Annotated in this window: 23 protein-coding genes and 1 tRNA gene; 5 read left to right on the top strand and 19 right to left on the bottom strand. The window is 71.9% G+C overall.

Annotation, left to right across the window (positions count from 1 at the left end; translation table 11 throughout):
- Positions 1-4: 4 nt before the first annotated feature.
- A tRNA-Val gene (locus tag ABT063_RS20140) sits at positions 5-76 on the top strand.
- Positions 77-138: 62 nt separating this feature from the next.
- Here ABT063_RS20140 and ABT063_RS20135 read toward each other — a convergent pair.
- The 4 genes from ABT063_RS20135 to ABT063_RS20120 form a co-directional block, all read right to left on the bottom strand.
- The gene (locus ABT063_RS20135; protein ID WP_351058716.1) at positions 139-441 is read right to left on the bottom strand and encodes a TFIIB-type zinc ribbon-containing protein; all 303 of its coding nucleotides are present in this window, start codon (positions 439-441) and stop codon (positions 139-141) included.
- A gap of 80 nt (positions 442-521) precedes the next feature.
- Complete coding sequence (locus tag ABT063_RS20130) at positions 522-1454, bottom strand: phosphotransferase family protein (protein ID WP_351058715.1); 933 nt, start codon at positions 1452-1454, stop codon at positions 522-524.
- A 385-nt stretch (positions 1455-1839) separates the two neighbouring features.
- Positions 1840-2037 carry a hypothetical protein gene (locus tag ABT063_RS20125; protein ID WP_351058713.1) on the bottom strand — a complete coding sequence of 66 codons (198 nt, stop codon included), beginning with the start codon at positions 2035-2037 and terminating at the stop codon, positions 1840-1842.
- A 199-nt stretch (positions 2038-2236) separates the two neighbouring features.
- Positions 2237-2512 (bottom strand): DUF8836 family protein, encoded by a 276-nt coding sequence (locus ABT063_RS20120; RefSeq protein WP_351058712.1) that lies wholly within the window; start codon positions 2510-2512, stop codon positions 2237-2239.
- A 196-nt stretch (positions 2513-2708) separates the two neighbouring features.
- Here ABT063_RS20120 and ABT063_RS20115 point away from each other — a divergent pair, with 196 nt between their 5' ends.
- Positions 2709-4154, top strand: a complete 1446-nt coding sequence (locus ABT063_RS20115) for a protein kinase domain-containing protein (protein WP_351058758.1) — start codon at positions 2709-2711, stop codon at positions 4152-4154.
- Here the strand turns inward: ABT063_RS20115 and ABT063_RS20110 are convergent.
- From ABT063_RS20110 to ABT063_RS20070, 9 genes are all read right to left on the bottom strand, one after another.
- Positions 4151-4969, bottom strand: coding sequence for a TrmH family RNA methyltransferase (locus tag ABT063_RS20110; protein WP_351058711.1), 819 nt, complete (start codon positions 4967-4969; stop codon positions 4151-4153). The genes ABT063_RS20115 and ABT063_RS20110 overlap by 4 nt on opposite strands.
- 80 nt (positions 4970-5049) lie before the next feature.
- Complete coding sequence (gene cobA / locus ABT063_RS20105) at positions 5050-6282, bottom strand: uroporphyrinogen-III C-methyltransferase (RefSeq protein ID WP_351058710.1); 1233 nt, start codon at positions 6280-6282, stop codon at positions 5050-5052.
- Positions 6283-6515: 233 nt separating this feature from the next.
- Positions 6516-10721: a nicotinate-nucleotide--dimethylbenzimidazole phosphoribosyltransferase gene (gene cobT / locus ABT063_RS20100; protein WP_351058709.1), complete on the bottom strand. Its 4206-nt coding sequence runs from the start codon at positions 10719-10721 to the stop codon at positions 6516-6518.
- Between the two features lie 367 nt (positions 10722-11088).
- Positions 11089-12336, bottom strand: a complete 1248-nt coding sequence (gene cbiE / locus ABT063_RS20095) for a precorrin-6y C5,15-methyltransferase (decarboxylating) subunit CbiE (protein WP_351058708.1) — start codon at positions 12334-12336, stop codon at positions 11089-11091.
- A gap of 115 nt (positions 12337-12451) precedes the next feature.
- A complete protein-coding gene (locus ABT063_RS20090) occupies positions 12452-13090 on the bottom strand; it encodes a GNAT family N-acetyltransferase (RefSeq protein ID WP_351058707.1) in 639 nt (212 codons plus the stop codon).
- A 158-nt stretch (positions 13091-13248) separates the two neighbouring features.
- Positions 13249-14076, bottom strand: coding sequence for a MetQ/NlpA family ABC transporter substrate-binding protein (locus ABT063_RS20085; protein WP_351058706.1), 828 nt, complete (start codon positions 14074-14076; stop codon positions 13249-13251).
- Positions 14077-14145: 69 nt separating this feature from the next.
- The gene (locus tag ABT063_RS20080) at positions 14146-14871 is read right to left on the bottom strand and encodes a methionine ABC transporter permease (RefSeq protein WP_351058705.1); all 726 of its coding nucleotides are present in this window, start codon (positions 14869-14871) and stop codon (positions 14146-14148) included.
- The gene (locus tag ABT063_RS20075) at positions 14868-15902 is read right to left on the bottom strand and encodes a methionine ABC transporter ATP-binding protein (RefSeq protein ID WP_351058704.1); all 1035 of its coding nucleotides are present in this window, start codon (positions 15900-15902) and stop codon (positions 14868-14870) included. The genes ABT063_RS20080 and ABT063_RS20075 overlap by 4 nt, the downstream gene beginning before the upstream one ends.
- 368 nt (positions 15903-16270) lie before the next feature.
- Complete coding sequence (locus ABT063_RS20070; protein WP_351058703.1) at positions 16271-16921, bottom strand: HAD family hydrolase; 651 nt, start codon at positions 16919-16921, stop codon at positions 16271-16273.
- 69 nt (positions 16922-16990) lie between these two features.
- On the opposite strand from ABT063_RS20070, the gene ABT063_RS20065 reads away from it, so the two are divergent.
- Positions 16991-17350: a hypothetical protein gene (locus ABT063_RS20065; RefSeq protein WP_351058702.1), complete on the top strand. Its 360-nt coding sequence runs from the start codon at positions 16991-16993 to the stop codon at positions 17348-17350.
- On the top strand, positions 17331-17774 hold the full coding sequence (locus ABT063_RS20060; protein WP_351058701.1) for a hypothetical protein: 444 nt from the start codon (positions 17331-17333) through the stop codon (positions 17772-17774). Before ABT063_RS20065 ends, ABT063_RS20060 begins: the two co-directional genes overlap by 20 nt.
- A gap of 94 nt (positions 17775-17868) precedes the next feature.
- Here the strand turns inward: ABT063_RS20060 and ABT063_RS20055 are convergent, their stop codons facing one another.
- The 3 genes from ABT063_RS20055 to ABT063_RS20045 all read right to left on the bottom strand — a co-directional run bounded on the left by ABT063_RS20055 (position 17869) and on the right by ABT063_RS20045 (position 20156).
- Positions 17869-18366, bottom strand: coding sequence for a GNAT family N-acetyltransferase (locus ABT063_RS20055; RefSeq protein ID WP_351058700.1), 498 nt, complete (start codon positions 18364-18366; stop codon positions 17869-17871).
- A 45-nt stretch (positions 18367-18411) separates the two neighbouring features.
- Complete coding sequence (locus tag ABT063_RS20050) at positions 18412-18915, bottom strand: sigma-70 family RNA polymerase sigma factor (protein ID WP_351058699.1); 504 nt, start codon at positions 18913-18915, stop codon at positions 18412-18414.
- Between the two features lie 74 nt (positions 18916-18989).
- Positions 18990-20156 carry a glycerophosphodiester phosphodiesterase gene (locus ABT063_RS20045; protein ID WP_351058698.1) on the bottom strand — a complete coding sequence of 389 codons (1167 nt, stop codon included), beginning with the start codon at positions 20154-20156 and terminating at the stop codon, positions 18990-18992.
- Positions 20157-20514: 358 nt separating this feature from the next.
- Between ABT063_RS20045 and ABT063_RS20040 the strand changes: the two genes are divergently transcribed.
- The gene (locus tag ABT063_RS20040; RefSeq protein ID WP_351058697.1) at positions 20515-21189 is read left to right on the top strand and encodes a lysophospholipid acyltransferase family protein; all 675 of its coding nucleotides are present in this window, start codon (positions 20515-20517) and stop codon (positions 21187-21189) included.
- Positions 21190-21198: 9 nt separating this feature from the next.
- On the opposite strand, the gene ABT063_RS20035 is transcribed toward ABT063_RS20040, so the two are convergent.
- Genes ABT063_RS20035 through ABT063_RS20025 form a run of 3 tightly spaced genes read right to left on the bottom strand, consistent with a single transcriptional unit; the run spans position 21199 to position 24095 of the window.
- Positions 21199-22458, bottom strand: coding sequence for a sensor histidine kinase (locus ABT063_RS20035; protein ID WP_351058696.1), 1260 nt, complete (start codon positions 22456-22458; stop codon positions 21199-21201).
- Positions 22455-23129 carry a response regulator transcription factor gene (locus ABT063_RS20030; RefSeq protein ID WP_351058695.1) on the bottom strand — a complete coding sequence of 225 codons (675 nt, stop codon included), beginning with the start codon at positions 23127-23129 and terminating at the stop codon, positions 22455-22457. The genes ABT063_RS20035 and ABT063_RS20030 overlap by 4 nt, the downstream gene beginning before the upstream one ends.
- 9 nt (positions 23130-23138) lie before the next feature.
- A complete protein-coding gene (locus ABT063_RS20025; protein ID WP_351058694.1) occupies positions 23139-24095 on the bottom strand; it encodes a S1C family serine protease in 957 nt (318 codons plus the stop codon).
- Between the last annotated feature and the right edge of the window lie 413 nt (positions 24096-24508).

Below are 24508 nucleotides of genomic sequence, written 5' to 3'. Positions count from 1 at the left end.
CCCAGGACGATTAGCTCAGCGGGAGAGCGCTTCCCTGACACGGAAGAGGTCACTGGTTCAATCCCAGTATCGTCCACACACCGAAGCCCCCGGCCCTGCGGTCGGGGGCTTCTTCGTCTGCCGGTCGGCTCTCGGCTCTCAGCTGGAGAACAGCATGCGGCCAAAGCCCCGGTCGCGGCGGTGACCATGGTGCCCGTGGTGGCCGCCGTGCGGGGCGCCCCAGGCGGGAGCGGGAGCGGCATGGGCGCCGGGCGCGGCCGGGTACTGCGGAGCGGCCGGGGGCGGCGGGACGGCGGGCCCGGACCACTGGGACTCCAGGCGGGTCAGCGCCTCCAGCTCGCCGTAGTCGAGGAAAATGCCGCGGCAGCCGCTGCACTGTTCGATCTGGACGCCGTTGCGGTTGTACGTGTGCATAGGCGCATGGCACTTCGGACACTGCATGGTCGGCTCAACTCCTCGCCGGTCGGTCCTGCTTCGCGTTTCGCCAGGACAGACTCTGTCCGGCTGCGGTCGGTTGCACCTTACGTCGGGAAACCTTGCGCCAAGTCCGGCGGGGCGGAGCTCATTCGATCGCAGGCGTCGACCAGGGCCTGCTCCACCTCGTCCAGGGCACGGCCCGCCGCGGCCGCCTTGGCGATCGACCGGGCGGCGGTCTGCACGGTGAGCGCGCGGGCCGGGACGTCGAGCGCCGGCCAGGGGTCGCCGTGCGCGGGGACGGCCGGGCCACCCGCCGTGCGGTAGGCGGTCAAAAAGCGGGTCCACTCGTCAGGCCGGAGCAGCCCGCAGGCATACCAGGCCGCGGGGCGGGCCAGGTCCCAGGCCGGGACGCCGACGCCGAGATCGTCGACGTCGATGAGCAGCCAGGGGCCGTCGGGGGCGGGATGGCGGACGAGCTGGCCGAGGTGGAGGTCGCCGTGGCAGAGGGTGGTGGTGTCCGGCATGGGGGCCTCGGCCCGGGCCCAGGCGGGGAGGGTGGACCAGGCGCGGAGGACGGAGGCGGTGGCGGTCGCCGTTGCCCGGAGGCGGGCGATGGCCCGGGCCGCCTTGGCGGGTCCGCGCATGGGAGGCAGGGGGGTCGGCGCCGGGGTGCGGTGGAGGTGGGCGAGGAGGGTGGCGGCGGACTCCCAGGGTGCCGCGTCCGGGTCTTCCGGGTCCACGGGGGTGCCGTACGGCCAGAACGTGACGAGCCGGCCGTGCAGGTCGACCGGCGTCGGGCTGAGCGGGGGCAGGAGGATGCCGGGGAGGTGGGTGGCGACGGTGAGGCGAGGCGCCAGATCGGTCCTGGCCATGTCCGGGGCGTGGGCCTTGGCGACGGTGTCGGCGTGCCGGACGACTGTGGCGTCGGAGCGGTCGGCGAGGGTGCCGGTTGCTCCGCAGGGGCAGGCGGGTGTTGCCGAGTGGGCCTTGGCCTGGGCTCGGGCGGTGAGGTCGGAGAGCAGGGTGCTTGTGGTCACGGGGCTCCTGGAGCGGACGGGGTTGTCCCCGAGAGTACGCAGGGCAGTGCGGACGGGAGCTGCCAGATGCCCGGCGTTCGTGCTCGCCTCACTGGGGGCTCCGTCCCCAGACCCCCGGGCCTATGCCCACCCCACCACCCGACTCGGTCGGCCAAGAGGTGACCCTCGAAGGAGATCGCATGAACCGCGACCAATGATTGAGGAACCCCTACGAACAGCAACCACGTCCGCGAGAGCGGCGCCGGCTGAGGCGCACAACACAGCAATGCCGGCGCAGCTCCCCAGCTGCGCCGGCATTTGTGCCGTCCGCCGCACCCCCGTCCCCACGGGGTTTCATGGGTGGATGTCCCCGCCCGGACCGCTCTTCCGGGCCTGGGGTCGCCGCTCAGCGCCCCAGCATCACTCCCACGGACGACGCCTGTGTGGCCACTGTCTCCCAGCCGTCGAAGACGACGAGGAGCAGGACCGCCAGGGGAAGTGCCATGAGTGTCGCCACCAGCGGGTGGCGACGACCCGTGCGGCGCGGGCGGAACGCTGTGCGCTCCTGCCTGCGGATCATCGTCCGCGGTGCCGTCTGGGCCATGGTCCTTCTCCTGACCGTTCTCAGTTGTCTTTGGCAGCGGCGGGTGTCTGACCTCGGGGGACGAGTGCTGCACCCGCCGCTTGACCTCAAATCTAGGCGGCCCGGGCCTCCACGGGCGTCATGCCCTCGTACCGATTGCCGGGCCTCCCGGAGGATGAGCCATGACCTGCGGAGTACTCCCCTGGGTGGAGACGAAGTCCTAGGTCTCGGGGTCTTCCCCGAGGGGGCGTCCGCTGTGCCCCGATTTCTCCGAGCTCTCCTCCCGCGGAACCGGCTGTTCGACCAGCGCCAGGACCCGGTTCGCCATGAAGCGAGCCGTACGCACGACAGTGCCGCTGCGGGTGACTTCGCTCACTTCCACCACGCCCCGACGCACCGCCGTCTCCACCCGGCGGCCCGCCCGGCTCGCCACCACCTCGTACGTACGCGTCGTGTCCCCGGCATCCACGACTATTTCCACACGGTCACCCTTCACGATTTCAATCCCCCTTCTGCGACGGGTGGTTGGGATCGCCCGCAGGCCGAAGTCGGCCTGCTCACCCGCTCCCTGACCACTTTTCAAGTCTCCCACCCGGCACTGACAATCCATCGGCCCGAGAGGGCGCGGCCTCTGCGCGCAGCGGGCCGTGGAAACGTAAGCTGTGCCACGTCACACGGACCGGGCAGCGGGGATGAACATGGCGATGATGCGCCTGAGGCGCGAGGACCCGCGCGTCGTCGGCTCGTTCAGGCTTCACAGACGGCTCGGCGCGGGCGGAATGGGCGTTGTCTACCTGGGCTCCGACCGGAAGGGCCAGCGGGTCGCGCTGAAGGTGATCCGGCCGGATCTCGCGGAGGATCAGGAGTTCCGCTCGCGGTTCGCGCGTGAGGTCTCGGCGGCACGGCGGATCCGCGGTGGGTGCACGGCGCGGCTGGTCGCCGCCGACCTCGAGGCGGACCGGCCGTGGTTCGCCACGCAGTACGTGCCCGGCCCCTCCCTGCACGACAAGGTCGCCGGCGAGGGGGCGCTGGGCGCGGCCGACGTCGCCGCGGTCGGCGCCGCCCTGTCCGAGGGACTGGTCGCCGTGCACGAGGCCGGGGTCGTGCACCGGGACCTGAAGCCGTCCAACATCCTGCTGTCCCCCAAGGGCCCGCGGATCATCGACTTCGGCATCGCCTGGGCGACCGGGGCCTCGACGCTCACCCACGTCGGCACGGCGGTCGGCTCCCCCGGCTTCCTCGCCCCCGAGCAGGTGCGCGGCGCCGCGGTGACGCCCGCCACGGACGTGTTCTCCCTCGGCGCCACGCTGGCGTACGCGTCGATGGGCGACTCGCCCTTCGGGCACGGCAGCTCCGAGGTGATGCTGTACCGCGTGGTGCACGAGGAGGCCCAACTGCACGGCGTACCGGACGCACTGGCTCCACTGGTCCGGGCATGTCTGGCGAAGGACCCCGAGGAGCGGCCCAGCACGCTCCAGCTGTCGCTGCGTCTGAAGGAGATCGCGGCCCGGGAGGCGCAGGGGCTGGCGGACGCACGTCCGCCCGCGCCGCGCGGCGGTGAGGCGGACCGGCCCGCCGGGCGGCTCGCCGACACCTACCCGGAGCGCGCGCCGCAGCGGCGTCCGCAAGGACAGCAGGGCACCCAGGGTGCACCGGGGACTCCCCCGCCGCGCGGTGGTGCGCCGTCGCGCGGTCCGGCTCCGGTGCGGGGCGGCGCCCAGCCGCGGGGCGGCAACGCCTCGCGGAGCGGCAGCCCGTCGTCCAGGTCCGGGGCGACCCGGTCCACGCCGGCCGCGCGGAACACGACGCGTTCCGGCAGCGGAAACCGCCCCGCGCGGCGCGGCGGTACGGGGCGGCCGGCGCCCCGGAACACGGGTACGGGGCGGCGCCCCGCCAATCCGCGGCTGCTGCGCCAGCGGCTGTTCGTGTTCGTCGTGGTGACGCTGCTCGTGGCACTGGGCATCGCGGCGGCACAGGGCTGCCAGGGGCCGTCACAAGGACTCGGCGACGACAGGGACGTCGTACGGGAGCAGCGGCAGGAGCGGGTGCACGTACCGCCGGACTACGAGCCCCTGGAGGGGCAGCTGATGTCCGAGCGGTACGAGTCGACGCTCGACACGCTCGACCGGGGAAACTAGCTCTGCGGGCGGCCCGTGGCCACCGCGTAGAAGGCGACCGCGGCCGCCGCGCCCACGTTGAGGGAGTCGACGCCGTGGGCCATCGGGATGCGGACCCATTCGTCGGCGGCCACCAGGGCCTGGGTGGACAGGCCGTCGCCCTCGGCGCCGAGCATCAGGGCGACCCGGTCCATCTTGTGCGGGGCGGCTTCGTCGAGGGTTCTGGCCTTCGTGTCCGGGGTGAGGGCGAGCAGCGTGAAGCCGGCCTCGCGGACCGAGTCCAGGCCCTTGGGCCAGGTGTCCAGGCGGGCGTACGGCACGGAGAACACCGCCCCCATCGAGACCTTCACGCTGCGGCGGTAGAGGGGGTCGGCGCAGTCCGGGGAGAGCAGGACCGCGTCCATGCCGAGGGCGGCGGCGGAACGGAAGATCGCGCCGATGTTGGTGTGGTCGTTGACCGACTCCATGATCACGACCCGGCGTGCGGTCTGGAGGAGGTCGACCGCCGTGGGCAGCGGCTTGCGCTGCATGGAGGCCAGCGCGCCGCGGTGCACGTGGTAGCCGGTGACCTGCTCGGCGAGCTCCGGGCTGACCGCGTACACCGGTGCCGGGAGTTCGTCGATGACGTCGCGCATGACGTCGACCCACTTGGCGGACAGCAGCATCGAGCGCATCTCGTACCCGGCGTCCTTGGCACGCCGGATGACCTTCTCGCCCTCGGCGATGAACAGGCCTTCGGCCGGCTCGCGCTTGCGGCGCAGTTCGACGTCGGTCAGGCCCGTGTAGTCGTGCAGGCACGGGTCGTCGGGGTCCTCGACGGTGATGAGATCGGCCACAGAGTGATACTGCCTTGTCCTGGGTGCGGTGCCAACGGCTCGGGACGGGTTGGGTTACCCGCGGTTACTTAATGGCGTGTTCACGCGGTCGCGGGCGGGCCCACGGTGACGACCTCACCGATGACGATGACCGCCGGGGGCTTCACGTCCTCGGCCCGTACGGTCTCGGCGACCGTCGCGAGCGTCGCGTCGACGCGGCGCTGGGCGGCCGTCGTGCCGTCCTGGACGAGGGCCACGGGGGTGTCCGGTGACTTGCCGTGGGCGACCAGCGTCTCGGCGATTCTGCCGATCTTGTCGACACCCATGAGGATCACGAGCGTGCCGGTCAGCTTCGCGAGCGACGGCCAGTCGACGAGCGAGCGCTCGTCGTCGGGGGCGACATGGCCGCTGACCACCGTGAACTCGTGGGCGACACCACGATGGGTGACCGGGATGCCGGCCGCGCCCGGGACCGAGATCGAACTGGAGATGCCGGGTACGACGGTGCACGGGATGCCGGCCTCGGCGAGCGCCTGGAGCTCCTCCATGCCGCGGCCGAAGACATACGGGTCCCCACCCTTGAGGCGTACGACCGACTTGCCCTGCTTCGCGTACTCGATCAGTGCGTTGTTGATGGCCTCCTGTGCCATGAAACGGCCGTACGGGATCTTCGCCGCGTCGACCACCTCGACGTGCGGGGGCAGTTCGGCGAGGAGGTCGCGGGGGCCCAGTCGGTCGGCGATGACGACGTCTGCCTCGGCGAGGAGGCGGCGGCCGCGGACCGTGATCAGGTCGGGGTCGCCGGGTCCGCCGCCGACGAGGGCGACGCCGGGCGTGCGGGTGCGGTGGTGGGGGGCGACCAGGGTTCCGTCACGCAGGCCCTCGACGACCGCGTCACGGATGGCGGCGGTGTGGCGGGGATCGCGGCCGCGCGCGTTCGTGGTGAGGACGGCGACCGTCACGCCCTCGCTGGTTCCGGTGGCGGGGGTCCAGGCCGTGGCCGCGTCGGCGTCGTCGGAGCGGACGCACCAGACACGGTGCGTCTCTGCCTCGGCGGAGGCTCGCCTGTTTGCCTCCGGGTCGCTGGTGGCGATGAGGGCGTACCAGGCGTCGGCGAGGTCGCCCTCCGCGTACGGGCGCTGCTCCCAGGTGATCTCACCCGCGTCGGCCATGGCCTCGACCGACGGGGTCGCATGCGGGGAGACGAGGAGGATGTCCGCGCCTGCCGCGATGAGCGCCGGGAGCCGGCGCTGGGCGACCTGGCCTCCGCCGAGGACGACGACCCTGCGGCCGGTGAGGCGGAGGCCTACGGGGTAGGCGGGATGTTCGGCCATGAGGGTGCGGCTCCTCTTTACGGCGGTGCGGGGCCCTGACGTGCGGATTTTACGGGGCGCAAGAATTTGACGGCTCAGGCGGTCCGGTAGCTGAGCACCGACGCCGTCCGCGGGTACGTGGTCCGTGCCCACCCGTTCCGCCTTGCGGAACGACTGCCCACGGACCACGCGGCAGGCCGCGAAGGGACCCAGGACTGCCGTCCCGGAATCTCACGCCCGCACTTCGGTAACGGCTACTTCTCGGTTACCCCCGCCGAGTCGAACGTCGCCACCTCGTGCATCGCCCTCGCCGTGCTCTGGACGAGCGGCAGAGCGAGCAACGCTCCCGTGCCCTCACCGAGGCGGAGGTCCAGGTCGACCAGGGGGCGCAGGCCCAGTTTGTTGAGGGCGGCCACGTGGCCGGGCTCGGCGCTGCGGTGGCCCGCGATGCAGGCCGCGAGGACCTCGGGGGCGATCGCGCGGGCGACCAGCGCGGCCGCGCCGGCGCTGACGCCGTCCAGGATCACCGGCGTACGCAGGGAGGCGCCGCCGAGGAGCAGGCCGACGATGGCGGCGTGCTCGAAGCCGCCGATCGCGGCGAGGACGCCGATCGGGTCGGCCGGGTCCGGCTGGTGGAGCTCGAGCGCGCGGCGGACGACCTCCGTCTTGCGGGCGAGCGTCTCGTCGTTGATGCCGGTGCCGCGGCCCGTCACCTCGGCCGGGTCCGTGTCCGTGTAGACGGAGATCAGGGCGGCGGACGCGGTGGTGTTCGCGATGCCCATCTCGCCGGTGAGCAGCGCCTTGTTGCCGGCCGCCACCAGGTCGCGGGCCGTGTCGATGCCCACCTCGATGGCCTGCTTGGCCTCCTCGCGGGTCATCGCGGGACCGGTGGTCATGTCGGAGGTGCCCGCGCGGACCTTGCGGGGCAGGAGGCCGGGCGTGGCGGGCAGCTCGGCGGCGACGCCGACATCGACGACACAGACCTCGGCGCCCACCTGGCCGGCGAAGGCGTTGCAGACCGCTCCCCCGCCCAGGAAGTTGGCGACCATCTGGGCCGTCACCTCCTGCGGCCAGGGGGTGACCCCTTGGGCGTGCACACCGTGGTCACCGGCGAAGATCGCGACGGCGGCGGGTTCCGGGATCGGCGGCGGGCACTGGCGGGACAGGCCGGACAGCTGCGCGGAGATGATCTCCAGCATGCCGAGCGCACCGGCCGGCTTCGTCATCCGCTTCTGCCGCTCCCACGCCTCGCCGAGCGCCTTGGCGTCCAGCGGGCGGATCTGCGCGACGGTCTCGGCGAGCAGGTCGTGCGGGTCCTCGCCGGGCAGGGCGCGGCGGCCGTACGTCTCCTCGTGGACGACCCAGGACAGCGGCCGGCGTTTGGACCAGCCGGCCTGCAGCAGCTCGGGCTCGTCCGGGAACTCGTCGACGTAGCCCACGCAGAGGTAGGCGACGACTTCGAGGTGCTCGGGCAGGCCGAGGGCGCGGACCATCTCGCGCTCGTCGAAGAAGCTGACCCAGCCGACGCCGAGGCCCTCGGCGCGGGCGGCGAGCCAGAGGTTCTCGACCGCGAGCGCGGAGGAGTACGGCGCCATCTGCGGCTGCGTGTGACGGCCGAGGGTGTGGCGGCCGCCGCGGGTGGGGTCGGCGGTGACGACGATGTTCACCGGGGTGTCGAGGATGGCCTCGATCTTCAGTTCCTTGAACTGCTTCGCCCGGCCCTTGGGGAGGGACTTCGCGTAGGCGTCACGCTGGCGCATGGCCAGTTCGTGCATCGTGCGCCGGGTCTCCGCCGAGCGGATGACGACGAAGTCCCAGGGCTGGGAGTGGCCCACGGAGGGCGCCGTGTGGGCCGCCTCCAGGACTCTGAGCAGCACCTCGTGCGGGATGGGGTCGCTGCGGAAGCCGTTGCGGATGTCGCGGCGCTCGCGCATGACCTTGAGGACGGCCTCGCGCTCGGCGTCGTCGTAGGCGGGAGCGGCCGGGCCGGTGGACTGTCGTGCCTCTTCCACAGCGGCCGTGCTCTCTTCTTCGTGGTCCTGCTGGTCCTGCAGGTCTTCCTGCTCGGCGGCCCGGGTGTCCAGGTCCTCCGCGTGCTGTACGAGTTCGGGGTCGCCCTCACGGGGGGCGGGGAGGGTGATTGCCTGCGGCGGAGTCGGCGCGAGGTGCGGGGTGGTCGGCACCGAGCCCTCGGCCGGGACGAACTGGCCCACGGGCTGGTCGGGGGTGTCGCCGTGGCTGTGCTCGGCGGGTGCCGGGTTGGCTCCTTCCGGCATCGGCGCCTCAGCCGCGGGGGCGGCTGGGCCGGGCGCCGACTGGTCCTGCGGGGCTTCCTGTGCCGCCTCGTCCGTGGGGGCGCTCTGGTGGGCGGCTGCGTCCTCGGGAGTGGGCGCGGTCTCCGCGACCGGGGTGGGCGGTTGGGGGGCCTCCGCCGGAGCGTCCGCGGCGAACTGGGCAGCGGTGTCCAGTTGCTGGGGCGCGTCGGGGGCGGGGGGCGTGGGGGCGCTGTCGACGACCGGAGCCGGGGTGACCGCCGCCGAGTCGGGCGCGGAGGTGGCAGTCGTGGCTGCGTCTTCGGCCTGGGGGTTGGCGTCGGGGGTGCCCGGCTGTGCGACGGGGGTCGGCGCCGCGTCCTGCGTCGGCTGCGCGTCCTGAGCGGGGGACGGGTCCGGGACGGGCTGCGGGGCGTGGGCGTGCTGCGGTCCCTGGGCGGGTTGGGTGTGCGGGGCGGGTGCCTGGTGCTGCTCCGGTACGGGGTGCTCGGCCACCGGGCCCTGGGGGGACTCGGGAGTCACGACGGCGGAGACCTCGGCGGCGGGCTGCGCGGCCGATGGGACGGCCGGGGCTTCGGCTGCTTCCGGTACGTCACCGGGTACGGCGGCCTCAGCGGGCTGTACGGCGTCCTGGGCAGGGGCGGCTACCGGTGCCTGACCGGCGTCTTCGGCCGGGACAGCGGCCGGAACCTGCCCTGCCTCCTCGGCGGAGACGGCAACGGGAACCTGTCCGTCCTCCTGGGCGGAGCCGGTTCCAGGAACCCCGGCCTCGGGGGCAACGGCCTCGGAACCCGGCGCGGTCCCGTCGGTCTGGACCGCGGGGGTGGCCCCGGATGCGGGCGCGCTCTCGGGGCCCTGACCGGCGTCGGGGCCGGGGACGACTCCCGGAGCCTGCGCGGCGTTCGACGCGTGGACAGCATCGGGCAACTGCCCGGCATCCGGCCCTTGGACCGCATCCGGAAGAACCTGCCCGGCATCCGGAACCTGCCCGGCATCCGGCCCCTGGACCGCGTCCGGAACCTGCCCGGCATCTGGCCCCTGAACAACCTCCGGAACCTGCCCCGCATCCAGCCCCTGAACAACCTCCGGAACCTGCCCCGCATCCGGAACGGGCTGCGCCCCGGGGACCTGCCCTGCCTCCCCCGGAGCCACTACAGCAGCCGCAGCCTGCTCGGCGTCCGCCCCGGAAGCGGCACCGGCATCCGGTCCAGTAACCGGAACCTGCCCCGCGTCCACCGCCTGCCCGTCTTCCGGCAGCTCGCCGGCGTCCGGAGCCTGCGTCTCGCCGGGACCCTGCGAGGCGGACCCGCCACCGACCACAGCCTCACCGCCAACGGCGGCCTCACCACCCATCGGAGCCTGCGCACCGTAGGCGACATCCTGACCGTCCGGAGCCTCCGCACCGAACCCGGCGTCCTGGCCCTGGCCCTCCGGCGCGAAGCCCGCCTCCGCGGGCTGCGGCGCATGGCCGTCCTCCGCCGGCTGCGGCACGGTCGCCGCGACCGCCTCCGTCGCGAGACGGGCCACGGCGGCCTGAGCGGCACCCGCCGGCTCGGCGGCCTGGGTCGCGGCCACAGCCTCGGTCCTCTGCCCGTGCCCCGGGACAACCGTTTCGGCTGCCGGTGCCTCGGTGCTCACCGGTGCCTGGACCACGCCCTGTGCCACGGCCTGTACCGCACCCTGTGCCTGAGCACCCCAAGGCGCAGCCCCCTGCGGGGCCATCTCCCGCGCCTGCGGAACGTCGAGGTACTCGGGGCCGGTGGCCGGCGGGCCGGGCTGGCGTGCCGGTGCGCCGACGGCGCCGCGGTCGGCGAGGGAGCGGACCGGGCTCGCGGAGGTGTCGGGGATGGGCGGGCCGAGGTGCAGGGGCCGACGGGGCGGGGCCTGCGTCGAGGGCGGTGTCGGGTTCGGCAGGCGGACCCCGCTGAGGTCGACCGAGCCGCTGTCGCGGCCGGACATCTCGTGCGGGCCCGGCTCGTGCACGGCCTCGACGACCGGCTCCGGCGCGGGCGGGGGGACCTCGTTGCCCCACGCGCCCTGGGCGCCGGGCAGGAGCAGCAGGTCTTCGTCCTCGGCGGTGGTCTCGGAGAGGTAGGTGTACGCGCCGTGCGCGGGGGCGCCCGGCTGCTCCACCATGCCTGCGTTCTCCGGCAGCCCCTCGCCCGGGACCTGGCCGGTGTCGGTCATGCGTACCCCTCGCCCATCGGTTAGTGCTTCTACGACCAGCTCACCCGGAACGGCGCACCGACCGCTCCGCAGTGAAGAACGAGCGTGCCTGCCCAGCGGCACGAACGACCCGACGCCAAAAGACGACAAAGCCATTAACTGGCATTGTCGCGGCCGTTGCTCCGTCGCGACAGCTTGATCCGCGACGGCCCGCTGTGGACTGCGCCACGTTGCGCGTCCTCCGGTTCTGCCGTACCACACCCAGCCCAAAACGGGTGGGTTTTCCGGACATTGACCGACGAAGCGCCGGGCTGCCTGGTGCGGTACAACGATCGGCCAGCCTACCGCGCGCAGTACGACAACAGGATCACGGGGACGACAAAGAGACTCAAGGCGTGCGGTCCGGCAAGAGGCCGCTGAGCAGGAACGCGACGCTTCGCTCGGTCTCCGTCCAGGCCCGCGTGTCGAGTTCGACGGACTGGACGAGGGCGCACTCGACCTGGTAGCCGTGCTCGGTCAGGTCGCGGCCGATGAGTTCGGCCGCGTCACGGGTCCCCGCGTGCGTGACGATGCGCTGGGGGCGGCGGTCGGCGACCGCGGAGACCACGGCCGCTCCCCCGCCGCCGACGCGGACGACGTCCGGTTCGGGAAGGTTCTCCAGGACGTGCGGGGCGGTGCCGCGCACGATCTGCAACTGCGCCCCGAAGCCGCGGGCGGCAAACTCGGTGCGGGCACAGGCCGCCAGGTCCTGGTCCACGGCGATGACGGCGGCGCCGGCCCGTGCCGCCTCCGTGGCGAAGGCACCGCTGCCGCAGCCGATGTCCCACACCAGGTCGCCGACGCGCGGCCCCAGCCGGGCGAGTTGGGCCGCGCGGAGCAGTTCCGCCTCGCCTTCGCCGAGGTCGCCGCCGTACAACTCGGCGGGCAGCGCCCAGCCGCGCGGTCCGGTGCCCGGGTCGCGTCCGGCGATCCATCCGCCGCCGCCCGCCGCGACACCGGGTCCGACGGGTCCGACGGGTCCGACGGGTCCGACGGGTCCGCCGATGACGATGACGACGTTCGGGTCGCGCCAGGTGTGATCGGCGGCCTTGTCGGAGGTGACGACGGTGACCTGTTCGCGTGTGGTGCCGAGTTCCTCGCAGATGACGAAGGTGCGGTGGACGCCCTCCAGCAGGAGACCGAGTTCGGCGGGGCCGGCGCCGGGCGAGGTGAGGACGGCGACCTTGGTGTGGGCGCGGCACACGTTCACCGCGCGGCGCAGGGTGCGGCGGTGTGCGACGACCACCTGTGCGTCGTCCCAGGGCATGCCGGCCCGGGCAAAGGCGGCGGCGACGGAGGAGACGGCGGGGACGACCTCGACCTCCAGGCCGAACTCGGGCGCGCGCAGGGTCCGTACGACGCCGAAGAAGCCCGGGTCGCCGTCGGCGAGCACGACCGCGGTGCCGCGGTGGCCGGCGATGCGGCGGGCGGCGAGGGCGACACTGCCGAGGCGGATGCGTTCGGCGGCGGGCGGCACCTCGGGCAGCGCCAGGTGGTGGGCGGCGCCGGCCACCAGTGTGGCGGCGCCCAGGGCGGCGCGTGCCGCGGCGGTCAGCGGCGAACCGTCCCAGCCGATCACCGTGACCCGGTCGGCCATCGTCTCTCAGTCTCCAGAGGTCTTCGCAGGTCTTCGGAGGGCAGCCCCCGAGCGGGCTTGGTGAGGGTACCCGGTGTCGCGGGGAAGCGGTTTCATCACGCTCGGCCCGGTTGCGTCAATTCCAGTCCGAGTACGAGGTGAATCCCCCGGTGTCGGCCAGCTGTTCGGCGACACCGGCGAGGTCCTCCGGCAGCAGGCTCCAGACGATGACATCCGTACGCACATCGGTCCACTCCCCGTCTCCGGCCCGGGTGCGCGCTATCCAGGCGTTGCGCAGTACGCCCTCGCTGATGCAGCCGATCTTCTGGGCCACCTGCTGGGAGGCGGTGTTGCCGGCGGCGGTGCGCAGCTCCAGGCGCTCGAAGTCCTGGTCGTGGAACAGCCAGTGGGCGGCGGCGAGGGCGGCCTCGGAGGCGTAGCCCTCACCGCGGGCCCAGGGCGCGACGACGTAGGAGATCTCACTGGAGCGGATTCGCCAGTCCGTGTTCTGCAGGTGCACGATGCCGACGAGGCGCTGGGTGAGGAACTCGCTGACGGCGAAGACGATGCCGTGGCCCTCGGTCCGTTCGGCGGGGGCGCGGCGGGTGATCCAGTCGCGGGCGTGGGCCTCGGTGTAGGGCTGCGGCACCGAGGTCCAGGCGGTGACCTGTTCGTCGTTCATCATCTCGGCGAAGGACTCGATGTCCGGCTCGTCGAAAGGGCGCAGGACCAACCGCTCCGTGCTGATGGAGATGTTGGGGAAGGTGCTCGTCATGCGCCGCTCCGTTTAGTTCGGGAACCCTCGGATACCGTCAGGGGCCTGCTGAACTGCCCAGCATGCAGCATGTAGGCACCGAGCCGCACGACGGGGTCAGCTCCCTGTGAGGGAGCTGACCCCCTGCGTGGCGGTACGTCGGTATACGCGTCGAAGGATCAGAACGAGGCGATGACCGAGCCCTGGTACTTGTCCTCGATGAACTTCTTGACCTCGGCGGAGGTGAGGAGCTTCGCGAGCTTCTTCACGCGCGGGTCGCTCTCGCTGCCGTCCTTGACGGCGAGGAAGTTGCCGTAGGGGTTGTTCTTCGCGGACTCCAGGACGAGGGCGTCCTTCGCGGGCGACAGGTCGGCCTCGATGGCGTAGTTGCCGTTGACGACGGCGGCGTCCACGTCGTCCAGGGAGCGCGGGGTCTGGGCCGCCTCCAGTTCCTTGAACTTGAGGTTCTTGGGGTTCTTGGCGATGTCGGAGGGGGTCGCGTCGTTGCCGACTCCGTCCTTCAGCGTGATGACCCCGTTCGCGTCGAGGAGCTTGAGCGCACGGGCCTCGTTCACACTGTCGTTCGGGACGGCGACGGTCGCGCCGCTCTTCAGGCCGTCGGCGCTCTTGACCTTGTGGGAGTACAGGCCGAGCGGCTCCAGGTGGACCGTGACGACGGGCACGAGGTGGGTGCCGTTCTTCTTGTTGAAGTCGTCGAGGTACGGCTGGTTCTGGAAGTAGTTGGCGCCCACCGAGCCGTCCTCGGTCGCCGTGTTCGGCGTGACGTAGTCCGTGAACTCCCTGACCTCCAGGTCGAGTCCCGCCTTCTGCGCCAGGTTGTCCTTGACGTAGGTGAGGATCTCGGCGTGCGGGGTGGGGCTCGCGGCGACGACCAGCGGACCGCTGGTGTCGGAGCCGGCGGAGTCCTGGGAGCCGCAGGCGGTGAGTCCGAGGGTGAGGGCTCCGGCGGCGAGGACAGCGGTGGTGATCTTGGCGGTGTTACGCACGAAAAGTGCCTTTCCTTATGGGTGGTGCGACCCCGTGATGGGTGGACGGGGAAATCTGGGGAAGGTTGCTCAGACGGTCTTGCTCGTCGCCGTCGACGCTTTCAGCAGGCGGAGCCTGGGCGCGGCGCCCGACTGGCCGCCTCGCCGGTGCAGGGTGCGCGCCGCGTAGTCGCCGGCGAACTGGATGACGGAGATGACGACGGCGAGGATCGCCACGGTGATCCACATCAGCTCGGTCTCGAAGCGCTGGTAGCCGTAGCGGATGGCGATGTCGCCGAGGCCGCCGGCCCCGACCGTGCCGGCCATCGCGGAGTAGCCGATGAGCGCGACGACCGTGGTCGTGGTGCTGGAGATCAGCGACGGCAGCGACTCGGGGACGAGGACCTTGCGTACGACCGTCCAGGTGTTGCCGCCCATCGACTGCACGGCCTCGACCAGTCCGCCGTCCACTTCGCGGACAGCTGTCTCAACCAGGCGGGCGAAGAAGGGGATCGCCCCGATCGCGAGCGGCACGATGGCGGCCTCGCGGCCGATGGTCGTCCCGGTGATCGAGCGCGTGAAGCCCATCAACGCGACCATCAGGATGATGAACGGCATCGAGCGGGCGACGTTCACGACCTGCCCGATCACCTTGTTGGCGACGACGTTCTGGAGGAGTCCGCCCCGGTCGGTCAGGACGAGCAGGATGCCGAGCGGAAGGCCGCCGACGACTGCGATGAGCGTGGACCAGCCGACCATGTAGAGGGTGTCCCAACATGCCTGCTCCAGCAGGGGCCGCATTTCGGACCAGGTCACTTGGCACCTTCCTTCACCAGCAGGGGCTCCTGGCCCAGTACGTCGATGTGCAGGCCCTGTTCGCGCAGGAAGCCGATCGGCACGACGTTGTCCTCGTAGCGGCCGGGGAGTTCGATGCGCATCCGGCCGACCTGGAGTCCGCCGACGGTGTCGATGGCGGCGCCGAGGATCGATATGTCGATGTTGTAGGTGCGGGAGAGCTGGGAGATGACCGGCTGGGTGGCGGCCTCGCCCTGGAAGGTGACGTCGACGACGGTCCGGTCTTCGCCGGAGGCCTCGCCGCCCACCGGGAACAGCGCGCCGGCCAGTTCGGAGCCCGGGGTCGCGAGGAGCTCGCTGACCGTGCCGGACTCGACGACGCGGCCCTTCTCCATGAGGGCGGCCGAGTCGCAGATCGACTTCACGACGTCCATCTCGTGGGTGATGAGCAGGACGGTCAGGCCCAACTGCCGGTTGAGGTCCCGCAGCAGTTGGAGGATGGAGCGGGTGGTCTCCGGGTCGAGGGCGCTGGTGGCCTCGTCGGACAGCAGGACCTTGGGGTCGCCGGCCAGGGCGCGGGCGATGCCGACGCGCTGCTTCTGGCCGCCGGAGAGCTGGGCGGGGTAGGCCCCCGCCTTGTCGGCCAGACCGACGAGGTCGAGCAGCTCGAGGGCCTTGCGGGAACGTTCCTTCCCCGACGTGCCGAGGATTTCGAGCGGCAGCTCGACGTTGTCCCGCACGGTCCGGGAGGACAGCAGGTTGAAGTGCTGGAAGACCATGCCGATACGGCTGCGCGCCCGGCGCAGTTCCCGGCCCGCACGCGGGCCGCGCCCGGCGAGGGCGGTGAGGTCCTGCCCGGCGACGGTCACCGTCCCGGCGGTGGGTCGCTCCAGGAGGTTGATGCAGCGGATGAGCGAGGACTTGCCGGCGCCGGACTGGCCGATGACGCCGTACACCTCGCCTTCGCGGACGTGGAGATCGACGCCGTCCAGGGCGGTGACCTCGCGGCCGCGGGAACGGTAGACCTTGGTCAGGCCCGAGGTGGTAATCACTGGGTTTCCGTCACTGTCGTGTGCAGGGCGTGGGCGTGCCCTGGCAGGGGTGCATTCGGTCGGGAACGCGTCACGGTTCTCGTGCGGTGGCATGGGGGAACCGGGGAGAACATGTGCGCGGGGGCTGTTGTCACATACGGCTTACGGCGTACGGACATGCCACGGCGTCTCGCTTCGGGGCGCGAGGCTCTGGGTGGTGCGGGGGCCCTCTAGAAGGCGCACATTCGACACAGACAACGAGCACCGGGCGTCATGGTCGCCTCGGTCGCAAGGGTGCGGTGGCTCGTGGTGGTCATGCGATCAGTAAAGCAGACCTACGGTCCTGACAAAGCGCCGCTGTCCGCATGCCGGACAGCGGCGGACACCCCTCAGCCGCGGACCGAGATGTCCACTCCGGTATCGGTGACCAGCACGGACAAGGCCGACAGGTTCTCGACCACGAGGTCGGCGGTGAGCTCATGGGCCTGGTGTGTTGTGGTCAATGCCACGGTGGTCATACCGGCGGCGCGGCCCGCCTGGAGGCCGGCCGGGGCGTCCTCGAAGACGACACAGCGGGCCGGGTCGACGCCCAGCTCGCGGGCGGCGAGCAGGTAGGGCTCGGGGTCGGGCTTGCCGCGCGTGATGTCGTCGGCGGCGATCAGGGTCTTGGGCAGGATGCCGACGGCGTCGAGACGGGCCTCGGCCAGGCGCCGGGTGGCGGAGGTGACGACGGCCCAGCGCTCGGCGGGCAGTGCGTCGAGCAGGGCCTTGGTGCCGGGCAGGAGGTGCACGCCGCCGTTGGGGACGTCCTCCACCTCCAGCCGCTCGATCCGTGCGACGGCCTCCGGTACGACGTGGGCGGGCAGCAGGTCGGCGGCTATCTCCGCGGCCGGCCGTCCGTGCAGTTCGACGCGCCCGAACTCCTCGGCGGTGATGCCGTACTCCCCGGCCCACCTCGTCCAGCAGCGGTCCACCGAGGCGAGGGAGGAGACGAGGGTTCCGTCGTTGTCGAACAGGAGGGCTTGGGCGTGGATGGTCATGGTCTAGACCCTACGGTGCACCTCGGGGTCGGCCGCATCGGGTCTTTTGGCCCGTAATAGGGTCACGGCATGCTTGATGCCCTGACGCTCGCGACCGGCGTCGCCGCGCTTCTGCTCGCCGCCTGGTGCGGCTGGGCGGCCCATCGCGATCAGCCGACCAAGGACTGGCACTTCATCGGGATGGCCGTGGTGTCGGTGCTGGCCCTGGTGCAGCTGGTGGTCGGGATCGTGCAGCTGGCGCGGGGCGAGAAGCCGGAGCAGGGCACGACGATCTTCGTGGCGTATCTGCTGGGGGCGTTCGCGTGCGTGCCGGCGGCCGGGTTCATGTCGCTGGCGGAGCGCACGCGGTGGGGATCGGTGACGGCCGCCGCCGGCGGTGTGGTGCTGGCCGTGCTGGAGGTGCGGCTCTATGACATCTGGGGAGGCTGAGGTGGCCGCCACGCAGGAGAAGCCGACACGGTTGATCAGCGGGCCGGGGATGCTGCTGGTCTGGCTGTACGGCGTGATGGTCGTCGGGGCGGTGTCGCGATCCGTGTACCAGATCGCGACCGAGTTCGACCGGGCGCCGCTTGCGTATTCGCTGTCCGCGGTGGCGGGCTTGGTCTACGGGTTCATCACGTACTCGCTGGTGCGGGGTGGGGAGACGGCTCGTAAGGCGGCGTTGGTGTGCTGCGGTGCGGAACTGGCGGGCGTGCTGATCGTCGGTACGTGGACGTTGGTCGAGCCGTCTGCGTTTCCGGATGCGACCGTGTGGTCGGACTTCGGGGTGGGGTACATCTTCATTCCTGTGATCTTGCCGCTGTCCGCCCTCTACTGGTTGCGGAAGGGTGCGCGGCAGGGGAATGCCGCCTGAGGTTGTCGGGCGGCATTCGGCCGTGTGCGGCTGGTCGCGCCCACGCGGCGGAGCCGCATGTCGATACAGCCCCGCGCCCCTTGAGGCGTCGCAGTCACGCCGTTTGCGCGTATGCCCCTGCCGGCTTTTCCAGGACGATCATCGGCACTCCGTCCGCGCCCTTCGACGTCCCCACCGTCTGGTAGCCCACCCGGCGGTACAGGCTCAGGTTGCTTTCGCTGCGGTGGCCCGTGTGGAGGCGGAACTTCTTGGCGCCGTGCTCCTCGACCAACGCCGACTCGGCCGCGCGGAGCAGCCTCGCGCCGATGCCGTGGCCCTGGAGACGGGGGTGGACGCAGAGCTTGCCGATGGACGCGGCGCCGTCCTCGGTCACCGCGCCGCGTACCGAGCCGACGACCTCGTCGCCCAGCCGGGCCACGAAGACGCAGTCGGAGGCGACTTCCTGGCGGACGGAGTCCAGGGTCTGGACGAGCGGGTCGATGCGGTAGTTGCCGTACAGCGCCGCCTCGCTCTGGAAGCACAGGTACTGCAGCCTGAAGATCTGCTCCGCGTCCTGCTCGGTCGCCGCAGAGATGGTCACGCTCATGCCCATGTGCGCACGCCTCCCGCTCACCTGATCGCCTGTTGTCCCTCACTCCTATCCCCGCGCTCCGCGGGCCGCAACCTCCGGTGTGAGCAATCGACGCAGACATCCCAGGCATCTGGAACGTTCCGGACCAAGACTGCCCTGTGAGATACCCAACTCCCCCGCGATTTCCCGGTATGTGAGGTCCCTCGGCGACATGAGGGCTTCCATCAGGCGGGGGCAGCGGCCGGGCAGCCGTCGTACGGCCTCGTGCAGGGCGCGGCGGCGGGCGGCGGCGAGGGCCAGTTGCTCGGGTCCGAGGTCGTCGGCGGCGGGTTCGGTGCCGTACGGCCGTTCGAGTCTGGTGGTACGGCGGCTGCGGCGGGACTCGGCGCGGACGGCTCGGCGCAGCCAGTCGGTCGGGTCCAGGGGCGGGCCGTCGGCGTCGAGGCGTTCCAGGAGGCGGAGCCAGACCGCCTGCTCCAGGTCGCCCGGTTCCGTTCCGGTGGCATGCGCCTCGGCCGAGGCCTCGGCGGTGAGCAGGGGGCGCAGGGTGGTGAGCAGGTCGTGCGTCATATGCGGGGCGACGCGGCCGCCCGGGCGGCGGGTTGCCCGGGCGGCCGGCTGTCACCCCAATCGGGGCAGGGCGCTCAGCGGTTGACGAAATCCTCGCGGGCCAGCAGGCCGGTGTCGGGCTGGTCGGTGAAGACGCCGTCGATGCCCGTGGCGAAGTACGCCCGGTAGGCGCCGAAGACGTCGCCGTAGGCGTCGGCGTCCGTGCCCTTGCGGAAGTCCGCGGGCAGGAAGGGGTTCTCGTTGCGCAGGGTCCAGGGGTGCAGGACGAGTCCCACCTTGTGCGCGTCGGCGACCAGGGTGGTCGGCTTGGTGAGGTTGCCGGCGGCGTCCTTCGGGATGACCAGGTCGAGGGTCGGGCCGATGCCCTGCGCGTAGGAGGCGATCTCCCTGAGGCCGGCCGGCTTGATCAGGTCGGCGACCGTGCGCGGGTCGCCGGTCTCGACGAAGTCCCAGGGACGGGTGGTCGCACCGGACAGGAGCACCACGAGCGGGTTGTCGACCAGCTTGTTCAGGCGCTGGATGCTGGTCGGCTCGAAGGACTGGACGATGACCGGCGCGTTCCACCTGTCCTTGCGGTACTTGCGCAGCACCTTGGCGACCCGCTCCTCCAGGCCCAGGCCGAGCTTGCGGAAGTAGGTGGGGTGCTTGAGCTCGGGGTATATCCAGACCTGCTTGCCGCGCTTACGGGTCTGCTCGTCCTGCCATTTCAGGACCTCTTCGAAGGTGGGGATCTCCCAGCGGCCGTTGTAGAGGGTGTTGTGCGGGCGGTTGGCCGGGATGCGCTCGATCGCGCGGAGCGTCTTGAGCTCGGCGAGCGTGAAGTCCTCGGTGAACCAGCCGGTGGTGGACACGCCGTCGAGGACCTTGGTGGTCCTGCGGTCGGCGAACTCGGGGTGGTCCGCCACGTCGGTGGTGCCGCCGATCTCCGGCTCGTGACGGCAGACGAGGTGGCCGTCCTTGGTGGGCACCAGGTCGCCGGCCTCGACGATGTCGGCGCCCATGTCGAGGGCCAGCTGGTAGGCGCCGAGGGTGTGTTCGGGGCGGTAGCCACTGGCGCCCCGGTGACCGATGATCGTCGGGACGGGCAGGCTCTTCACGCCGCCTCCTGCGTGCTTGGCGTCGGCGGCTCTCGCCGTACCGGACAGCCCGAGGACCGCTCCGCCGGCGCCGAGCACCGCCGCGCCGAGGAGTGCCCGTCGTCCGGTGCCGCCCGCCCGTTCGTTCGACTCCTGCGTTCCCATGGGGCCTCCCCTGCCGTTGGCTCATCAGTGCGGGCCGATCGTAGATGCGCGTACATGGCGGATGGGAGACCTCCCGCGGAACACGCGAGTGACACAGGATGTCGTATGGGAACAGATGTCTGACAGTCCGTCGGCTTCACGGCACGGGCTGGGGGTACGCGACCTCCGTCACATCGTTCCGGCCGGGTTACCGACCGGCATCGGTGCGCCACCGCAGGTAAACACGGGTCAACAATGCGTAAGACCTCGGTGAACCCGTGGCGCCCGATGTGCGCGACCCCCTGGGCCGCGAGTAATGTCCTCACCTGCACAGACTCATACAGATTCCCTGGCCGTTCTCTTGACATCGGAGGGCCCGTTGTCCCGCTTCGTGCTCATCAAGGCAGTGCTCGGACCGATCATGCGCCTGATGTTCCGCCCACAGGTGGAGGGCGCGGAGCACATCCCCGGCGACGGTCCGGTGATCCTCGCCGGCAACCACCTCACGTTCATCGATTCGATCGTCCTGCCTCTGGTGACCAGGCGGCAGGTGTTCTTCATCGGCAAGGACGAGTACGTCACCGGCAAGGGCCTCAAGGGGCGGCTGATGGCGTGGTTCTTCACGGGCGTCGGCATGATTCCCGTGGACCGGGACGGCGCGAGCGGCGGAGTGGCGGCGCTGATGACCGGGCGCCGGGTGCTGGAGGAGGGCAGGATGTTCGGCATCTACCCGGAGGGCACCCGCTCCCCCGACGGCCGTCTCTACCGCGGACGTACCGGCATCGCCCGGCTCACCCTGATGACCGGCGCGCCCGTCGTCCCGTTCGCGATGATCGGCACCGACAAGCTGCAGCCGGGCGGCCGGGGCATCCCGCGCCCCGGCCGGGTCACGGTCCGCTTCGGCGAGGCGATGGAGTTCTCGCGGTACGAGGGCATGGACCGCGACCGGTACGTGCTGCGAGCGGTGACCGACTCCGTGATGGCGGAGGTCATGCGGCTGTCCGGGCAGGAGTACGTGGACATGTACGCCACGAAGGCGAAGAAGGCGGCGTAAACCGGACGCTCACACGGCGGGCTGCTCCTCGGGCGGCCCGCCGTTGCCGTGTCCGTCGCCGGGTGCGGGGAACCAGAGCACGAACGTCGAGCCCTCGCCGACGCGTGAGAACAGCCGGACCTGGCCGCCGTGCGACTCCACGATCTGCCGGACGATGGCGAGTCCGAGCCCGGCGTGCCGGTCGCGTCGGCCGCCGCCCGCCCCGGCCCGCCAGAACCGGTCGAAGACCCGCCCCTGGTCGTCGTCCAGAATGCCCGGGCCCTCGTCCCGTACGGCCGCCCACAGCCAGCCTCCGGAGCGGCCCGCGGCGACCGCGATGCGGGTGCCGGGCGGGGCGAGGCGTACGGCGTTCGACAGCAGGTTGCCGACGGCCCGGCGCAGGGCGTCGTGGTCGCCGATGACGGTCAGGCCGGGCGCGAGCCGGCGGTGCAGGGTGAGGCCGCGGTCGGCGGCGAGCGGCGCGAACTCCTCGCAGGCCTCGCCCGCCGCGGCGGCCAGGTCGACGTCCGCGTCGGCGAGGGCGGGCGCGCTGCGCCGGGCCGTGGCCAGCAGGTCCTCGACGAGCCGGGTCATGCGGGTGGTCGCGCGGTCGACACTGCGGGCCGCCGTACGGCGCTCCTCCTCGTCCGACTCCTCGGCGGTCAGTACGGCGTCCAGGTTGGCTCGGATGATCGCGAGCGGGCTGCGCAGCTCGTGGGAGGCGTCGTCGATGAGCTGGCGCTGGGCGCGGAAGGCCTCGTCGAGGCGGTCCAGCATGGAGTCCACGGTGTCGGCGAGGTCGCGCAGTTCGTCCTTGGGGCCGTGGAGGTGGATGCGCTGGGAGAGGTCGGTGGCCTGGATCTCGGCGGCCGTGCGGGAGATGGCGCGTACGGGGCGCAGGGCGCGGCCGGAGAGGATCCAGCCGAGGGCGAGGCTGGCGACGGCGAGGCCGCCGAGGACGGCGTAGGAGAAGCGGCGCAGGTTGGCGAGGGTCTCGTAGTTGACGGCGGCCTCGACCTCCTGGAGCTTCACGGCGTCGAACTCGCCCATGTAGACGCCGTTCACGTACTTCTCGGCGCGGAACTGCTTGCTGACGGGGTGGGCCTCGCCGCTGCGTTCCACGGCCACGTAGGTGCCGCCCAGGACGAGCGCGGTGAGCACGAACAGGAGGCCGGAGTAGAGGACGGTGAGGCGGAAGCGGATGGTGTGGGTGAAGGAGGGCAGGCGCGGGCGTAGGTGCTTGATGGGGAGACGCTTCAGGGAAGGGCGTTTCAGCCAGGGACGTTTCATGGCGTCTCCTTCAGCCGGTAGCCCTGGCGTATCACCGTCTCGATGAGGGGTTCTTCCTCTCCGGTGACCTTGCGGCGCAGTGAACCGACCGTGACACGCACGGTGTTGGTGAACGGGTCGGCGTGTTCGTCCCAGACGTGTTCGAGCAGTTCCTCGGCGGGGACGACGCGGCCGGGGCGGGTCATCAGGTAGTGCAGGACGCTGAACTCCTTGGGGGTGAGCGGGAGTCGGCGCTCGCCCCGGTAGGCCTCGAAGCGGGCGGTGTCCAGACGGAGTTCGCCGACCTCGACGACGGCTGTGCCGCCGTCCTCGCGGCGGAGCAACGCCCTGATACGGGCGAGGAGTTCGGGCAGGGCGAAGGGTTTGACGAGGTAGTCGTCGGCGCCTTCGTCGAGGCCCCGGACGCGGTCGGCGAGCCGGTCGCGGGCGGTGAGCATGAGGATGCGGGGGCCGCCGGGGCCCGGGGCGGTACGGATGGCGCGGCAGACGGTGAAGCCGTCGCCGTCGGGAAGGTTGAGGTCCAGCAGGACCAGGTCGTAGTCGTTGACGGCGAGCTTCTCGGTGGCGGTGTCGACGTCCGGGGCGACGTCGACGGCGTAACCGGCCCTGACCAACCCGACCTTGAGCGCTACGACCAGGTCCTCCTCGTCCTCGACCACGAGCAGTCGCATGGAGACCCCTTATCCGCCGTCGATGATGGTGCGGGCGGCGTCCGCGGCGTCGGCCACGGGGATGGCGAAGCCGATGCCGATGGAGCCGCCCCTTTGCTGGTCCAACGTCGCGATGGCCGTATTGATGCCGATGACCCGGCCGTCGGCGTCGACCAGGGGTCCGCCGGAGTTGCCGGGGTTGATCGAGGCATCGGTCTGCAGGGCGCGCTGCTGTCCGCCACCGGCGCCACCGGCGCTGTCGCTGTCGCCGAGCCGTACGGAGCGGTCGAGTGCGCTGACGATGCCGGAGGTCACGGTGCCGCTGAGGCCGAGCGGGGAGCCGATGGCGAGGACGGTGTCACCGACGCCGGGGCGGGTGCCGGTGGCGAGGTCGGCGGCCCTCAGGCCGCGTGACGTCTCGGGCTCCAGTACGGCCACGTCGTGGGCGGGGTCGTCGCCGACGACCTCGGCGCTCAGGCTGCGGCCGTCCTGGAGTTCGACGGTGACGCGTGAACTGCCCTCCACGACATGGGCGTTGGTCAGGATCCGGCCGCGCTCGTCGAACACGAACCCGGAGCCCTGCCCGTTCGCCGTCCGGACGGACACCACGCTGGGCAGCACGCGGGCGGCGACGGCTTCCAGGTCGCCGGAGGCGCGTGCGGCCGGGGCCGGGGCGCCGGGGTCGTCGTCGCCGAGGGCGCCGGCCGCGTATCCGGCGGCACCGCCCGCGAGTACGGCGGCGAGGATGGCGGTGGTGAGGGGGCGGAGGGTGCGGGGGCGCGGGGGGCGTACGGGGGCGTGCGCGTGCGGGGAGGCGAACGGGGTCGTTGGCGGCGCCGCTGCGAGCGCCTCCGGCGTGGGTCGGTCGGGGAGTGCGGGGGGCCGACCGGGCAGGAAGGAGGGGCCGCGGGGTTCGCCGAGGCCGAGTGGGGGGTCGGCGAGGGCGGGAGGGGTTGTGCCGGGGGCGGGCGCGGCGGGTGCGGTCAAGGGTTCACCGACCCTGGCTGTGGCCGGGGGCCTGCCGAGGCCTGGTGCGGCCGGGGGCCCGCCGAGGGCAGCTGAGCCGCTCGGCGGAGCGTTCGGGGTCGGCTCCGCCCGTCCGTCCGGCGTCCTCGGACCCGTCGGGTCGGTGCGGCTCGCAGGGCGAGTGGGAGCGCCAGGGTCGGGGGTGCCCGGCGGGCCGGAGTACGTGGGGTCTGTCACGGTCTGCCTCCTTGGTCGGGGAACCGGGAAGTGCCTGGGCCGAGGAACCGGGAACTGGCGGGTCGGGGAGCCTCGAACTCCAGATCGGGGAGCCTGGAACCGCCGTGGGCCGGGAAAAGGGACCCGCCGTGGGCCGGGCAAACCGGAGCCGCCATTGGCCAAGGAACGAGACTCGCCGCAGGCCGAGCAACGGGAGC

Source organism: Streptomyces sp. NPDC002838 (assembly GCF_040295365.1).
Taxonomy (GTDB): domain Bacteria; phylum Actinomycetota; class Actinomycetes; order Streptomycetales; family Streptomycetaceae; genus Streptomyces.
Note: the sequence above shows the minus strand (reverse complement) of the source record. Positions and strands in the feature narration are given on the sequence as shown.